Raw genomic sequence first — 15503 nt, forward strand, 5'->3', positions numbered from 1 at the left:
ACATGGGTGAGAATCCCATGCACCGTATGACTAAGGTTTCCTGAGGAAGGCTCGTCCGCTCAGGGTTAGTCGGGACCTAAGCCGAGGCCGATAGGCGTAGGCGATGGACAACAGGTTGATATTCCTGTACCACCTCCTCACCGTTTGAGAAATGGGGGGACGCAGTAGGATAGGGTAAGCACGCCGTTGGTTGCGCGTGTTCAAGCAGTAAGGCGTGTATGTAGGCAAATCCGCATACTTTAACGTTGAGCTGTGATGACGAGCTCGTATGAGCGAAGTTCCTGATTTCACACTGCCAAGAAAAGCCTCTATCGAGGTGAGAGGTGCCCGTACCGCAAACCGACACAGGTAGTCGAGGAGAGAATCCTAAGGTGTGCGAGAGAACTCTCGTTAAGGAACTCGGCAAAATGACCCCGTAACTTCGGGAGAAGGGGTGCTTCTTTGGGTGCATAGCCTAGAGAAGCCGCAGTGAATAGGCCCAGGCGACTGTTTAGCAAAAACACAGGTCTCTGCAAAACCGTAAGGTGACGTATAGGGGCTGACGCCTGCCCGGTGCTGGAAGGTTAAGAGGAGCGGTTAGCGCAAGCGAAGCTGTGAATTGAAGCCCCAGTAAACGGCGGCCGTAACTATAACGGTCCTAAGGTAGCGAAATTCCTTGTCGGGTAAGTTCCGACCCGCACGAAAGGCGTAACGATCTGGGCACTGTCTCAACGAGAGACTCGGTGAAATTATAGTACCTGTGAAGATGCAGGTTACCCGCGACAGGACGGAAAGACCCCGTGGAGCTTTACTGTAGCCTGATATTGAATTTTGGTACAACTTGTACAGGATAGGTAGGAGCCAGAGATCTCGGAGCGCCAGCTTCGAAGGAGGCGTCGGTGGGATACTACCCTGGTTGTATTGAACTTCTAACCCATGCCCCTTAGCGGGGTAGGAGACAGTGTCAGGCGGACAGTTTGACTGGGGCGGTCGCCTCCTAAAGAGTAACGGAGGCGCCCAAAGGTTCCCTCAGAATGGTTGGAAATCATTCGTAGAGTGTAAAGGCATAAGGGAGCTTGACTGCGAGACCTACAAGTCGAGCAGGGTCGAAAGACGGGCTTAGTGATCCGGTGGTTCCGCATGGAAGGGCCATCGCTCAACGGATAAAAGCTACCCCGGGGATAACAGGCTTATCTCCCCCAAGAGTCCACATCGACGGGGAGGTTTGGCACCTCGATGTCGGCTCATCGCATCCTGGGGCTGTAGTCGGTCCCAAGGGTTGGGCTGTTCGCCCATTAAAGCGGTACGCGAGCTGGGTTCAGAACGTCGTGAGACAGTTCGGTCCCTATCCGTCGTGGGCGTAGGAAATTTGAGAGGAGCTGTCCTTAGTACGAGAGGACCGGGATGGACATACCGCTGGTGTACCAGTTGTCTTGCCAAAGGCATCGCTGGGTAGCTATGTATGGACGGGATAAGTGCTGAAAGCATCTAAGCATGAAGCCCCCCTCAAGATGAGATTTCCCATTACGCAAGTAAGTAAGACCCCTGAAAGACGATCAGGTAGATAGGTTCGAGGTGGAAGTGCGGTGACGCATGCAGCTGACGAATACTAATCGGTCGAGGACTTAACCACATTTTATTGCTCAATTCAATGAAACGTTTATCCAGTTTTGAAAGAATGAATTTTCTTTTAACTAAATAATTAAGTGAAGTGATGATGGCAAAGAGGTCACACCCGTTCCCATACCGAACACGGAAGTTAAGCTCTTTAGCGCCGATGGTAGTTGGGGGCTTCCCCCTGCGAGAGTAGGACGTCGCTTCGCTTATTTTTTTTGGGAGGATTAGCTCAGCTGGGAGAGCACCTGCCTTACAAGCAGGGGGTCGGCGGTTCGAGCCCGTCATCCTCCACCATTTTAATCAAGAGCCATTAGCTCAGTTGGTAGAGCATCTGACTTTTAATCAGAGGGTCGAAGGTTCGAGTCCTTCATGGCTCACCAGTTTTATAATCATTATATATACTGTCAGAATAAAAATTCTCTAATGCATTTTGCGGAAGTAGTTCAGTGGTAGAACACCACCTTGCCAAGGTGGGGGTCGCGAGTTCGAACCTCGTCTTCCGCTCCAAAAAAATGCCGGGGTGGCGGAACTGGCAGACGCACAGGACTTAAAATCCTGCGGTGAGTGATTACCGTGCCGGTTCGATTCCGGCCCTCGGCACCATCTTTTAAATAAACAATATGCGCCCGTAGCTCAATTGGATAGAGCGTCTGACTACGGATCAGAAGGTTGTGGGTTCGACTCCTGCCGGGCGCGCCATATAACTCAACTGGATAAAGCTTAAACGCTTATCAAAGTAGAGATAAACTTATTATCATGGCTACCTAGCTCAGCTGGCTAGAGCATTCGGTTCATACCCGAAAGGTCGTGGGTTCGACTCCCTCGGTAGCCATTTTATACTTTTGGAGGTATACCCAAGTCTGGCTGAAGGGATCGGTCTTGAAAACCGACAGGCGGGTAACACCGCGCGGGGGTTCGAATCCCTCTACCTCCTCCATTTTTACAAACTGAGTAATGAAATAAGTATAAACATCATATTATCGCGGGGTGGAGCAGTGGTAGCTCGTCGGGCTCATAACCCGAAGGTCGCAGGTTCAAGTCCTGCCCCCGCAACCAAATGGTCCCGTGGTGTAGCGGTTAACATGCCTGCCTGTCACGCAGGAGATCGCCGGTTCGATCCCGGTCGGGACCGCCATTTATGGGTTTGTAGCTCAGTTGGTAGAGCATTAGATTGAAGCTCTAAGTGTCGGCGGTTCGATTCCGTCCAAACCCACCATATGCGGGTGTAGTTTAGTGGTAAAACCTCAGCCTTCCAAGCTGATGTTGTCGGTTCGATTCCGATCACCCGCTCCAGTTTTTAAATAGGGCCTATAGCTCAGCTGGTTAGAGCGCACGCCTGATAAGCGTGAGGTCGATGGTTCGAGTCCATTTAGGCCCACCATATACAACTATTCCGAAGTAGCTCAGTTGGTAGAGCATCCGGCTGTTAACCGGCAGGTCGCAGGTTCGAGTCCTGCCTTCGGAGCCATGGCCCGTTGGTCAAGTGGTTAAGACACCGCCCTTTCACGGCGGTAACACGGGTTCGAATCCCGTACGGGTCATTTATAAGCATGTAGCAGAGGCTACATGCTTTTTTTGTTGAAGTTAAATGTTTATTAAATTCCTCCACCAAAAAGGAGTTATCGTTTATTGATATGTAGGTTGTTTAGAAAAATAAAGACTATGGTATGTCTATTTCATAGTTTCACTAAATAAGTAAGTACAGTAGATAATAGAAAACTTCTTAAAAAAAGACCTCCATAGATTGTTAAATTTCTAGGAGGCCAACGCTTTGCCTTACGTTAACATACTTGGAGTATTAGGGGGTATAAATATCTGTTTCATATCTACTGCTTCAAACTGTTCCTCTAACAATTGCTTCACCCGTTCATAATCAATTCGATACCACTTCGTTCGATCTGTGCAAAACTTATTAAGTGTATTTGTTGAAATGATAACACCTAACTTTTCCAGCTTTTGAATGATTCGCATAATTTTAGGGACATTCCAGAAAAGCAATCGCTTTGACCACTCCTCATATGACTGGCAATACCAGATATCTCCGTTCCTTAAAATCCCTTGCTCTTCAAGTTTTTCATGAAGCTGTTGAAGTAATAATGCACCGTTTATACCAACTACTGTTGCTAAATCTTGTGATAAACTCATTTGTTCTCCATCTACTAAGAATATACTCATTTTCCATCCTCCTAATAATTGATTTCACATTTTATATAATTGATTTCACATTTTATATAACTGATTGATACATAAAAAGGGGACATTCAGTTAAAAGTTTTTAAAATATATCATTTAATCCCATTCGCTAGATCCGGTTTCACCTTCTGAAAAATCAAGTTCAAATGGGGGAGGTGGCATATCATAACGTTTACGTGCAATGGCATTGTTATAGTAGGATTCAAAGTTTTCTTCTTTAAACAATGTAGATGGCCGTAAATATTTTTGCATAAGTAAATCACCCATCCAGCTTCTGACTTGCTCATCGATGACCATAAAGCAGTCTTCGATCGTAAAGCCATCATTTAAGCGTGAAGCGATATGTCGCTGGTTTGCTTTTAATTTTTTATTGAAGTTTGTTGATGCTTTTTCATTTAAGTAATCAATGACCATATAAGTGGCATCTGTTTTATTTGTAATGTTTTTTTCAATGTCTTTAACTTCTCTTAAATAAGAGCGTTCCGTTCGAACCTGTTGCGATGGTTCCTCCTGTAACACTGGCATTGTTTCAGCCATACCAATGGATGGATGGTTTTGACCGCTGTGAGCAAAAAAATAAGTATCTACCATTTTGTAATCGATGCGATACCATTTAGTCCGGTCTCCTAAATAATGATTAAAACGACTATTGGAAATGGTCAAACCTAATTTCTCTAAGCGCAAAAATTTCTTTTTAATCTTTTGAATACCCCAAAAAGGAAATTGTTTCTGCCAGCGTTCATATGACTGGCAATACCAGACTTCACCGTCCCGTGTCACACCTTGGTAATGTAACCTGAAATGCAGTTGCTGTAACAGTACGGCTTCCTCAAGACCGATTGCCATGGCTAACTGCGGATATATTAATAGCGGGGCATCGTTTACAAGTGGTTTCATCTAAAAAACTCCTTTCATCTTTTACAAACTATATGTCATTCAAAAAACGAAAAAGGGACAAATCCCATCCGATAATTTTGAGTGGTCGTGAAAAGGATGAGCAATCCATTACTACCAAAAAGATTTATTGGATGTTATTCGAAAATAACTTCCTTTCTTTATTAAAAAATCTATAATAAATAAGGGAGGTTAGAAAATGAAAAAAGTATTTAATCTATTATTAGTGTTTCTTCTAGCTGTATCCACGATGTTATATGCTTCACCAACAAGTGCGGAACAAGTATTTACCGATGTACCGCCAAAGCATAGTAACTATCAGGATATAGCTTATTTATTGAATAAAGGGATTATTAGTGCCGACAAAAAAACGTACGGTGTGAAAGATATTGTGACGCGTGAAGAAGTAGCGGTCATGGTGGCAAAAGCTGTCGGTCTTGATGGGACACAGCGAGCAACAAAATTTAAAGATGTTCCAAAGTCACATAAAAACAGCGGGTATATTCAATCAGCTGTAGAAGCCGGGATTATTAACGGCTATACGGACGGCACATTCAAGCCGATGACAAAAGTGACACGTGGTCATATGGCGGCATTTATTGCACGTGCATTTGATTTACCAACTGGCACGAAAACATTTAAAGATGTAAAAAAAGGGCATACGGCATATGAAGCAGTGAGTCAACTAGCTGCCGCAAAAATTACTACCGGTTATGAAGACGGTACATTCAAGCCTGCGAATAATTTAACACGTGCTCATATTTCTGCGTTTTTAGCACGTGCGGTGAAGTATCAGGAAAGCTTAGGGTCAACAACTTCTAAATTGAACGTCCACTTTTTATATGTTGGACAAGGTGACTCGATTTTTGTTCAAGCACCAAATGGCAAAACAATGCTTATTGATGCAGGAACGAAAGAATACGGCAGCACGGTTGTTGCTTATTTGAAATCTAAAAATGTGAAGAAGCTTGATTATGTAGTAGCAACTCATCCGGATGCCGATCATATCGGTGGATTAGCAGCAGTAATGGAAAACTTTACGGTTGGAGAATTTATTAACAGCGGAAAAGTCCATACAACAGCAACGTATGAAAACTTACTGAAGATGGTAGTCGAGAAAAGAATTCCGTATACAGAGCCGAAAGTAGGCGACTTGATTTCATTGGATTCAAATGTGAAAACTCAAGTTTTAGCTGTCAATGCGCAGGCAAGTGATATGAATGATGCTTCCATCGTATTAAAACTGACGTATCAAAACATATCCTTCTTATTGATGGGCGATGCGGATGCAGCAATCGAGGATCAAATTGCGAAGAAATATGATGTTTCCGCAACGATTTTAAAAGCGGGTCATCACGGTTCAAGTTCAAGTAGTTCGCTTGGATTTTTACAAAAGGTAAATCCGAAAGCGGTTGTTTTAAGTTATGAAGAGGGCAACAGCTATGGCCATCCGCATAAAGAAGTGCTTACAAACATTAAAACTGTTGGTACAAAAGCATACTCAACTGCACAGGATGGCACAATTGCTGTGACAACGAACGGTCAATCTTATTCAATTAGTGCAAAAGAGTTCATCGTACCGAATACGACACCTGAACAACCAAAAGGTGATGTGAATTCGGGAACGTATGTTATTCCTGGCGCACCGACTGCCTTTAAAAACTGTACAGAAATGCGAGTTTATTATCCGAAAGGGGTCAGCTCATCGCATCCCGCTTATGCAACAGCAAGAGACGGCGATAAAGATGGCTGGGCTTGTGAATTATAATATACGTGAAGCAGCTTAAGTGATTTTTGCTTAAGCTGTTTTTTTGTTGGGCGGTTTTATTAGAACAATGGTGTAGGATATTAGAAAAGTTGGAGGGGATATTAGAAGAAACTTGGGTGATATTAGAAGTTCCGCCGGTTTCAGCTGTATTGAAGGCTCGTTTACGCCTGAATACGCTGAACTTGAATTGCGATCAAAATTTATTAGAACAATTGGACCGGATATTAGAAGAAGTACGTGAGATATTAGCTAATCGAAAGCGGATATTCGAACAAAGCGACGACTTATTAGAACAACTCCCCATTATATTAGAAAATCGCAACTTTATTAGAACAAATAAAAATATATTAGAACTTTTCCCAACATATTAGAACATTGCGGCCAACCTTACAAAGCGTGTATCTTTAAAGTAAAGAGGTGGATGAAATGAAGCATGCATGAATATAAAAAGCATGAAAAAGAACTGTATGGCACAAAAATCAAACCGGCACTACTGGACGTCCCGCAACAAAAATATATTTGCATCAAAGGTGAGGGGAATCCGAATGGAGAAGACTTTAAAAAACGCGTAGAGGCTTTATACAGTTTGGCGTATACGATTCGTATGAGTCATAAAAATGGATTTGCGCCGGATGATTATTTTGAGTATACGGTCTACCCGCTTGAAGGGCTGTGGGATAAGAAGAACTATGATTCCGATGAGCTTCACCTGGATGATCTTGTCTATACGATTATGATCCGCCAGCCGGAATTTGTGGATGAAGCAATGTTCAATAAAGCGATGGAAGTGGCGCGGAACAAGAAGCGTATTGAGCTGTTGTCCGAAGTTTACTTTGACGTGATGACGGATGGTTTATCGGTTCAAATGTTGCATATCGGTCCATTTGCTACAGAGGGGGAGACGTTCGCGGTTATGCAAAAGTTTATTGAAAATAATGACTTACGTATAAAAACATTGGTGCACCGGGAGATTTATTTATCGGATCCGCGTAAAGTAACCGGTGATCGATTGAAAACATTGCTGCGCTACCGTGTAGAAAAAAATAAATGAAAAAGCGAAACACCAGCAGCATGTCCGGTGTTTCGTTTTTTAGATTAACTATTACTGAACGCGGGCAAACCCGAATCCAGAAGCGTAGTCATCGCCTGTACCTGCACCGTAACCGCCTTTAATGTCAACAGCTTTTGCACGTGTTTGTAAGTTCGAGCGCAGTTGCGTGTGAGACCAAGACGGGTTTTGAGCCCAAATTTTTGCAGCTAAACCTGATACGTGAGGTGTAGCCATCGATGTACCGCTAATTGTGTTATAGCCACCGTTATACCATGTAGAGTAAATAGCTGAACCAGGGGCTGAAATTTCGATATCACCTTGCTGGATGACATAGTCGCCAGCAGTAGAAGCGTATCCGCGTGAAGAGTAGTCAGCTACACGGTAAGTTCCGTTTTGCTGTACATTTTCCAGTGCAGCAACCGCAATGGCATTCGGTAATGCACCTGGATAACCGATTGATCCTTGAGAATAACCTGAGTTACCAGCAGCCGCAACAACAAGTACGCCTTTGCTGTATGCATAGTTAACAGCACTTGAAATTAGGCTGTTGTTCGCTGAAGAACCTAATGACATGTTGATGACTGTTTTCGTTCTAGTCGATGTTGCTTGGTCAGCCGCATGACGGATTGCAGCAGCAATGTCATCTGAGTAACCAGAACCGCTGTCTGTTAACACTTTGTATGCCCAAAGATCTGCATCTGGAGCAACACCGTAAACGCCGCCTCGGTCGCTACCGCCATCAGCCAATGCTGAACCGGCAACATGCGTACCGTGGCCGTTTCTGTCAGTACAGCTATTGTTTACGACAGTTGTCGCTGTTGTGAAGTCTTTACATTGTTCCACATTATTGGCTAGGTCAGGGTGGGAAGTGTTTACTCCTGTATCAAGTACAGCGATATTTACGCCGCTTCCTCCAGATGTAGATGTTAATGAACTATTGTTATAAATCGCTTTAATTCCCCATGGTACTTGCTGGGAAGCTCTTGCGAAAGCTGATGCATCCGGTGTTCTTTCTTCCACTGTATAATCCTGTCCCAATTCAAAATTGGTCGGATCTAATGAAACGACAGGAACTTTTGTCACAGTGAAATTTTTATTCTTTTGTAGTGCTTGGAATTGCTTTTCATTCATTTCCGTTGAAAATCCGTTCTCTGTTAATTCCCAACGAGCTGAATATTGTGCTTTTGCTGATTGTTTAGCAGACTGATTGTTTGCTTCAACGTACACACGGAACTTTTCCTGTCCGACATTGTTTGCCGAATTGTCTTCACTACCTAAAGTAGCCGCTTGTGCCGGACTCATTAATGATCCTGCAATTAAAAGACTAAATAATGTACTCTTTACCTTTTTCATTTTTCCTGACCCCTTTTCAAAATGTATTTGGATTACATATTGAATTTATCACATTACTAGTTTTTTGATTATTGGGAAAATATTGAGTATACTAGATAAACTATCTAACTTTTGAAGGGGTGTGGTATTTGAATGAAAATAGGTTCTTTAATAAAGTACTATCGTACGAAGCTGGGAATGACTCAAAATGAGGTAGCAGCGGGGATTTGCTCAATTCCACATTTAAGTAAAATAGAAAACAACAATAAAGAGGCAAACTGTGAGACAATTCGCCTGATCTTGGAACGCTTGAATATTAATAGCCAAGACGTCGAAAATAGCGAACAGCATATCACAAAGTTATTGAAAGACTTACAAAAACAGATCAATTATCTAGAAAATGAAAAAGCTAATGAGACAATGGACCGATTAAAAGAGTATGAAGAAATTATTGGCTTTACGGAATCGGTCTATTTATATGAACTTTATAAATTACGTTACTATGTTTTTATTAACGAATATAAATTGGCGGAACAACAGTTGAAATGGCTAAGTGCCCATCGTCAAAATTTTTCCCAACATGAGAGATATTTACATTCCTACTGTTATGCGTTAGTTTTATTAACAAGAGGAAAATATGCGGAAGCCGCTGTACAACTCACTACTATACTTCAGACAAATCCGGAACTGGGGTCACTGGAAGGGGAGTTTTACTATCACTTTTCATTAATAAAAGGACGGCTTGATGAACCAAGCCAGGCAATTATTTATGGGAGAAAAGCACTGCATTTTTATAAAGATCAGTTTAATTTTAAGCGCATTATTTATACGTCGATGTCACTCGCTCTTTATTACGCGCAGGGGAAAGTGTTTCATGAGGCAATCGAAATTTATGATCATCTTCTGAGAAATGTTGAGTTGATGCAACAGCAGCAGTTACTGCCTGCTATCTACCATAATCTTGGGGATTTATATCAAATGAGAGGCGAATATGAAAATGCCCTCGTTTACTTTGAGAAAAGTGCGGCGTTAATGGAAAATAACAGCGATAACTATCTATTTTGTTTATATAATTTGGGCATGACGCAATTCCGTCTTGACCAAAAGGAAGAAAGTATGAAAACCTTTATTATTTTAAAGGAAGAAGCAAAAAGTAAGAAAAAAGTAAGTTTCAATTTATTTGCTTCTTTTTATTTATATTTGCTAGGTGGACAAGAAAAGAAAGCGATGGAATTTTTAGAGGGGAGGTTAATTCCGTTCACGGCAAACAGCGAAGAATTTAAAGAAATGCACCAGCAGTTTTCTTATTTGTTGGGTGAGTACTACCGTCAAGAAAAGAAATTTGAAAAAGCAATCCAATTTATTTAATTATAAAGGAGACGAAGAATATGAAGAAAAACGTTAAATTATCACTATTATTATTAAGTGTGGCATTGGTGACATTGTCTATCCCAATTTATCCCCCAGTTTTATCATAATATAAAAGCGCCATCCAAAAGCTTAAACAGCTGCTGGATGGCGTTTTGCAATTATTTCATTACCTTTGACGTCATTAAAAAAGCAAAGCCTTCAGCACTTTCCAATGAAAACGAAGCACCGCGACCTTCCATCACATCCACTACAACTTGCATATGCTTTAAATACTCTGCCTGATGCTTATCAATATAATACGGAACTCCCGCAATTTCTCCGATAAGAACAAGCTGGCTGCTAATATAGTGGCCGTCCGCCTGAAAACACATCGGCACCGTACCATCACAGCATCCCGAGGATTGTTCAAAAACTAAGTTCCCATGCTTTGCCTTCAATAGCTCAATTACCTCAACCGCTTTTTCAGTAGCGATTAGTTTTTCCATATAAAATGACCTCCTTTTGTGGATAATACTTTGGAAATTTGAGATATCCATTCACTTCAGGTAGCTTGTTGGAGCTGGTCCGTTCTGCTGCGTTACGGGGCATGCTTTTTTAGGGGGCGTGGCTTCAACTAACTAAATGCTTGCCAATACGTCGGCAAGCATTTAGTGGATTTTCCGCGCACGCTGATCCCCTAAAAGTCAGCCCCTATACTCTGTTTTCTTCCCATAAAGTCCACAGCAACTTCACCTGAAATATTGAAAAGGGATGTGCTACATTAGCACATCCCTCATATTGCTTCGGCTTAGAAGAAACCTTGAGCGTTTTTGTTGTAGCTTACTAACATACATTTTGTTTGTTGGTAGTGTTCTAACATCATTAAGTGGTTTTCACGGCCGATACCTGATTTTTTGAATCCGCCAAATGCTGCGTGTGCAGGGTATTGGTGGTAAGTGTTTGTCCAAACACGACCAGCTTGGATACCACGAACAGCGCGGTAAGCTGTATCCATGTTACGAGACCATACACCAGCACCTAGACCGAATTCTGTATCGTTTGCGATTTCCATTGCTTCTTCAAAAGTAGAGAATGTTGTTACAGAAAGAACTGGACCAAAGATCTCTTCTTGGAAGATACGCATTTTGTTGTTACCTTTGAATACTGTTGGTGCTACATAGTAGCCGCCTTCTTGATCAGCATCTAATTGGTTTTGGTAGCCGCCGATAAGTAGCTCAGCGCCTTCTTCTTTACCGATTTCGATGTAAGATAAGATTTTTTGTAATTGCTCATTTGAAGCTTGAGCACCCATCATTACTTCTGTATCTAATGGGTTACCGATTTTGATTGCTTTAACGCGCTCTAATACACGTTCCATGAATTTGTCGTAAATAGATTCGTGAATTAATGCACGTGAAGGACAAGTACAAATTTCGCCTGAGTTTAATGCGAACATTACTAAACCTTCGATTGCTTTATCTAAATACTCATCGTCTTGATCCATTACGTCTGGGAAGAAGATGTTCGGTGATTTACCACCAAGCTCTAATGTTACAGGGATAATGTTTTCTGTCGCATATTGCATAATTAAACGGCCAACACCAGTAGAGCCAGTGAATGCTACTTTTTGGATACGTGGGTTTGTAGCAAGTGGTTTACCTACTTCAACACCTAAACCGTTCACAACATTGAATACACCTTTTGGCAGTAAATCTTGGATTAATTCAATTAATACCATGATTGAAGCTGGTGTTTGTTCAGCAGGCTTCATTACGATTACGTTACCAGCTGCTAAAGCAGGTGCGATTTTCCAAGTAGCCATAAGTAATGGGAAGTTCCAAGGAATAATTTGACCTACAACACCGATTGGCTCATGGAAGTGGTATGCTACTGTATCGTTATCGATTTGAGAAATACCGCCTTCTTGTGCACGGATTGCTCCAGCGAAGTAACGGAAGTGGTCGATAGCTAATGGAATATCAGCGTTTAATGTTTCACGTACTGCTTTACCGTTGTCCCAAGTTTCAGCAACAGCGATTTTTTCTAAGTTTTCTTCAATGCGGTCTGCAATTTTATTTAAAATATTCGCGCGGTATGCAACAGAAGTTTGTGCCCAGGCACCTTTAGCTGCATGTGCTGCGTCTAATGCTAATTCAATATCTTCTTCAGTTGAGCGAGCAACTGTAGTAAATACTTTACCAGTTACAGGTGATTTTACATCCAGGTATTGCCCTTTAACAGGAGCAACCCATTCGCCACCGATAAAGTTATCATATTTTTCTTTAAAGTTGATTACTGCACCAGCAGTATTAGGGTTTGCATAGATCATCTATTAACACCTCTATTATGTTATTAAAGTTGTGACAACTTTATGAACCTATTATGCACTCATGTATGAAAAATCGCAAATGAAAATGCTTTCATACTTACTTGTGTTGCTATTTTTGTGAAAGGAAATTGCATGTAAATAACATTTTGAGTGTGATATTTATGTACTGATACAGAAATGATTGGAGTATGAAGGGATGGAAAAAGTAGTGGGTTAATCCTTATATTATTATAGTAAGTGGTTATTATATAACAAAAGTAACTAATGAAAATATGTGAATAAAAATACATAAAAATTAATAAATATTTTTTATGAAATCTAGCAAATCTGGAGTCATTTTAGTGTTTTAAATGAATTAACTGCCTCATATTTTCTAGTTTTTACTGTTTATTGTTAACTTAAAGGTATTTTTAGTTATTCGCATTACGAAATAATTTAAGTTAAAATGGACATATTCATCAAAAGAAAAGGGGAGGAGTTATGCTTCTTGTATTCGTAATTGCACTTATTGGAGCACTTCTATTCTCCGCACTTTCATTGCCGATTCCATGGCTGATCGGTCCTATCTTTTCGGTATTAATCGCACAATTTTTCATCAAAGACCGGCTCAGATGGCCAGCAGTTTTGCGAAATACCGGGCTTGTCATCGTCGGTGTCGCGATTGGTCAACAATTTGATTTCGCACTATTTTCCGATTTCAAATCACTGCTGTTCTTTATGGTCATCGTCAATATTCTATTATTTGCGTTTTGTTTAGGGATTGCATGGATCATTGCCAAGTCAACGGGACTTACATTTAAAACGGCCGTTGCTGCCAATGTACCGGGCGGATTGTCACAGCTTGTATTGTTTGCAGAAGAAGAAGGGGATGTGCATTTAACAGCGGTCACGTATTTTCATATCGTCCGTGTGTTGGGGGTCGTACTGCTTATTCCGTTTTTAGTTTCCGGTCATGTTGTTGGGGGAGCGAGTATTCCGTTGACATGGGATGTTTGGCAAGTCGTTCTGGTCATTTTGCTTGCCGCTATTGCCGTGCCACTTGGCAGAAAATTAAAGCTGCCTGTTGCACACTTTTTAACGCCAATCATCATTGTCATCGGTTTAAAATTCTTTGGAATTGAAGCGCCGACAATGCCGAGTGATGTGCTTCATATTGCGCAAATACTAATCGGTGCCTATATCGGGCTATTATTAAAACCGGAAACATTGCGTTTGCCATTGAAAGTTTTAATCGGCGGAGTGACCAGTACTGTTGCGATGATTATTCTCACATACGGCACAAGCTTGCTTATCGCCAAGTTTTTAGATTTAAGTTTTGCGACAAGCTTTTTAAGTACAGCACCAGGTGGGCTTGATCAAATGGGTCTGTTGGCTGCTGCGGTAAAAGCAGATATTTCCGTTGTGACAGTATTCCAGCTGTTTCGTCTGTTATTTATTTTCCTATGCATACTGCCTATTATTAAATGGGTTTACCGGGATCGGGGAGAGACTGTTCAACAAAATTAATATGCAGCCTCATTAATTATATGCCGTGTATTCAATCGATTAATTGTGACAGCATTATCACGACATTTTAAGTGGAAAGATGAGAAAAAAAGCCTGGATGCTAACCCTTTGTGTCCCTAATAGGGTATACTAGAGAAAGTGATTAATTGAGGAAGTAGGATTAAGAACATGCAAACGCAATCGAATCGTCAGTTGTGGGCGCAAGCTGTGAAGACCGGCATTATTAAATCAAACTTAATTCCGATGATCGCGGCATTAATGCTCGCCCTGTATACGTATGAATTAAATTTTGTTGAACATATTCCCGCTATTATTTTTGCAATTATTGGTTCTGCGGCCGTCATCGCTGCTGCAGGTGCATATAACAACGTATATGACCGGGATATCGATCAAATTATGCCCCGTACTAAATCACGTCCAACCGTTACTGGAGAACTATCTGCAAAGTTAGTGCTAATTGTTGCGACGATTTTATTAATACTAGGATGTACGGCGCTTTATTTAGCATCACCGTTAGCTGCTTTGTTAGGGTTTTTAGGTGTATTTTTCTATGTTGTCCCTTACACAATGTGGACAAAACGCCGTACGATCTGGAATACAGAAGTTGGCAGTATTTCAGGTGCTATGCCACCACTTATTGGGTGGGCAGCCGTCGCTCCGGATCTTTGGCATCCGGCCGCGTGGGCACTGTTTCTAATTATGGTTATTTGGCAAATGCCGCATTTTTATGCCATTGCCATCCGTAAAAAAGAAGATTACGCCGCGGCTAATATCCCGATGCTACCAGTAGCAAAAGGGGAGCAGCGCACATATATTCAGTCGAATATTTATCTCGTGCTGCTAATTTTATCGAGCTTTTTATTTTTACCGCTTAGCTTAGGGTTAACAATTGTTTCTCTTGTCCTTGGTGTCATTTGGCTCTCCATGAGTATTGCAGCATCCAAAAAACAGGGAGAGAAGAAATGGGCGAATATTATGTTCGGCTACTCGCTTTTCCATATGATGGCTGTATTTGGGACAGTCTTCATTTATGCAACAGTTGGCATGATTTTAAATGTGCTTTAAGGCTGTATCAACTAAAACTCATTCATTTTCTATAAAGGAAATGGATGAGTTTTTTTATGTAGAGTTTATACATGCATTGGTTGCTCGCTTTACTTAGTAAAAAATGCATATATAAAATATTTTTCTCTTATAAAACAAAAAATTTCATCAAAAATCAACTAATTTATATCAAAAAAATATCATTATATGTCTGCTTGTTGAGAAATTGTGAACATAAAATGTGAGCATAATATGACAATGGAATCCCTCGTATTTTTTGAAGCAAGGAGACATGCTATCATTGATTTATCAAGTGGAGCGGGCTGCATGGTAGGCAGACTTGCTCACTCATTGATATGCTATGTTACTCATAAATCTCGTACAGGACTTCGACAACATATAAATCCCCCCTGTTTTTTATATGGTCACGTACGGATTAC

At 41.3% G+C, this 15503-nt stretch carries 10 protein-coding genes, 14 tRNA genes and 2 rRNA genes (1 of these 26 cut by a window edge); 21 read left to right on the forward strand and 5 right to left on the reverse strand.

Annotated elements, in window-relative coordinates; translation table 11 throughout:
* From MKY71_RS02020 to MKY71_RS02095, 16 genes are all read left to right on the forward strand, one after another.
* Positions 1–1612 (forward strand): 23S ribosomal RNA (locus MKY71_RS02020); it begins 1317 nt to the left of the window's first position.
* Between the two features lie 74 nt (positions 1613–1686).
* A 5S ribosomal RNA gene (gene rrf / locus MKY71_RS02025) occupies positions 1687–1802 on the forward strand.
* 12 nt (positions 1803–1814) lie between these two features.
* Positions 1815–1890, forward strand: a tRNA-Val gene (locus tag MKY71_RS02030).
* A 10-nt stretch (positions 1891–1900) separates the two neighbouring features.
* Positions 1901–1976: transfer RNA gene (locus MKY71_RS02035), tRNA-Lys, on the forward strand.
* Between the two features lie 52 nt (positions 1977–2028).
* A tRNA-Gly gene (locus MKY71_RS02040) sits at positions 2029–2103 on the forward strand.
* A gap of 7 nt (positions 2104–2110) precedes the next feature.
* Positions 2111–2199 (forward strand) — tRNA-Leu (locus MKY71_RS02045).
* Positions 2200–2218: 19 nt separating this feature from the next.
* Positions 2219–2295 (forward strand) — tRNA-Arg (locus MKY71_RS02050).
* A gap of 59 nt (positions 2296–2354) precedes the next feature.
* Positions 2355–2428, forward strand: a tRNA-Met gene (locus MKY71_RS02055).
* A 12-nt stretch (positions 2429–2440) separates the two neighbouring features.
* A tRNA-Ser gene (locus MKY71_RS02060) sits at positions 2441–2533 on the forward strand.
* Between the two features lie 44 nt (positions 2534–2577).
* Positions 2578–2652, forward strand: a tRNA-Met gene (locus MKY71_RS02065).
* A gap of 3 nt (positions 2653–2655) precedes the next feature.
* Positions 2656–2731, forward strand: a tRNA-Asp gene (locus MKY71_RS02070).
* 5 nt (positions 2732–2736) lie between these two features.
* Positions 2737–2812 (forward strand) — tRNA-Phe (locus MKY71_RS02075).
* 3 nt (positions 2813–2815) lie between these two features.
* Positions 2816–2889 (forward strand) — tRNA-Gly (locus MKY71_RS02080).
* A gap of 11 nt (positions 2890–2900) precedes the next feature.
* Positions 2901–2977: transfer RNA gene (locus MKY71_RS02085), tRNA-Ile, on the forward strand.
* A gap of 11 nt (positions 2978–2988) precedes the next feature.
* Positions 2989–3064 (forward strand) — tRNA-Asn (locus MKY71_RS02090).
* Between the two features lies 1 nt (position 3065).
* Positions 3066–3137, forward strand: a tRNA-Glu gene (locus tag MKY71_RS02095).
* A 235-nt stretch (positions 3138–3372) separates the two neighbouring features.
* On the opposite strand, the gene MKY71_RS02100 is transcribed toward MKY71_RS02095, so the two are convergent.
* Entirely contained in the window at positions 3373–3771 is a 399-nt protein-coding gene (locus MKY71_RS02100; protein ID WP_340731432.1) for a hypothetical protein, read from the reverse strand.
* A 114-nt stretch (positions 3772–3885) separates the two neighbouring features.
* Positions 3886–4686 (reverse strand): conserved phage C-terminal domain-containing protein, encoded by an 801-nt coding sequence (locus MKY71_RS02105; RefSeq protein ID WP_340731433.1) that lies wholly within the window; start codon positions 4684–4686, stop codon positions 3886–3888.
* Positions 4687–4882: 196 nt separating this feature from the next.
* On the opposite strand from MKY71_RS02105, the gene MKY71_RS02110 reads away from it, so the two are divergent.
* Together MKY71_RS02110 and MKY71_RS02115 are read left to right on the forward strand one after the other, a co-directional pair.
* The gene (locus tag MKY71_RS02110) at positions 4883–6451 is read left to right on the forward strand and encodes an S-layer homology domain-containing protein (RefSeq protein ID WP_340731434.1); all 1569 of its coding nucleotides are present in this window, start codon (positions 4883–4885) and stop codon (positions 6449–6451) included.
* 433 nt (positions 6452–6884) lie between these two features.
* On the forward strand, positions 6885–7502 hold the full coding sequence (locus tag MKY71_RS02115; protein WP_340731435.1) for a GyrI-like domain-containing protein: 618 nt from the start codon (positions 6885–6887) through the stop codon (positions 7500–7502).
* Positions 7503–7553: 51 nt separating this feature from the next.
* Here MKY71_RS02115 and MKY71_RS02120 read toward each other — a convergent pair whose 3' ends face one another.
* Positions 7554–8855, reverse strand: coding sequence for a S8 family peptidase (locus MKY71_RS02120; RefSeq protein WP_339197361.1), 1302 nt, complete (start codon positions 8853–8855; stop codon positions 7554–7556).
* A 132-nt stretch (positions 8856–8987) separates the two neighbouring features.
* On the opposite strand from MKY71_RS02120, the gene MKY71_RS02125 reads away from it, so the two are divergent.
* Positions 8988–10202 (forward strand): tetratricopeptide repeat protein, encoded by a 1215-nt coding sequence (locus MKY71_RS02125; RefSeq protein ID WP_339174994.1) that lies wholly within the window; start codon positions 8988–8990, stop codon positions 10200–10202.
* A gap of 161 nt (positions 10203–10363) precedes the next feature.
* Here the strand turns inward: MKY71_RS02125 and MKY71_RS02130 are convergent, their stop codons facing one another.
* Entirely contained in the window at positions 10364–10690 is a 327-nt protein-coding gene (locus MKY71_RS02130) for a DUF779 domain-containing protein (RefSeq protein ID WP_340731436.1), read from the reverse strand.
* A 302-nt stretch (positions 10691–10992) separates the two neighbouring features.
* Entirely contained in the window at positions 10993–12513 is a 1521-nt protein-coding gene (gene exaC / locus MKY71_RS02135) for an acetaldehyde dehydrogenase ExaC (protein WP_339174996.1), read from the reverse strand.
* 480 nt (positions 12514–12993) lie between these two features.
* On the opposite strand from exaC, the gene MKY71_RS02140 reads away from it, so the two are divergent.
* Positions 12994–14019, forward strand: a complete 1026-nt coding sequence (locus tag MKY71_RS02140) for an AbrB family transcriptional regulator (protein ID WP_340731437.1) — start codon at positions 12994–12996, stop codon at positions 14017–14019.
* Between the two features lie 168 nt (positions 14020–14187).
* Complete coding sequence (cyoE, locus tag MKY71_RS02145) at positions 14188–15084, forward strand: heme o synthase (protein WP_339174998.1); 897 nt, start codon at positions 14188–14190, stop codon at positions 15082–15084.
* The last annotated feature ends 419 nt before the right edge of the window (positions 15085–15503 follow it).

This window comes from Solibacillus sp. FSL W7-1324 (assembly GCF_038008025.1).
Lineage (GTDB): Bacteria > Bacillota > Bacilli > Bacillales_A > Planococcaceae > Solibacillus.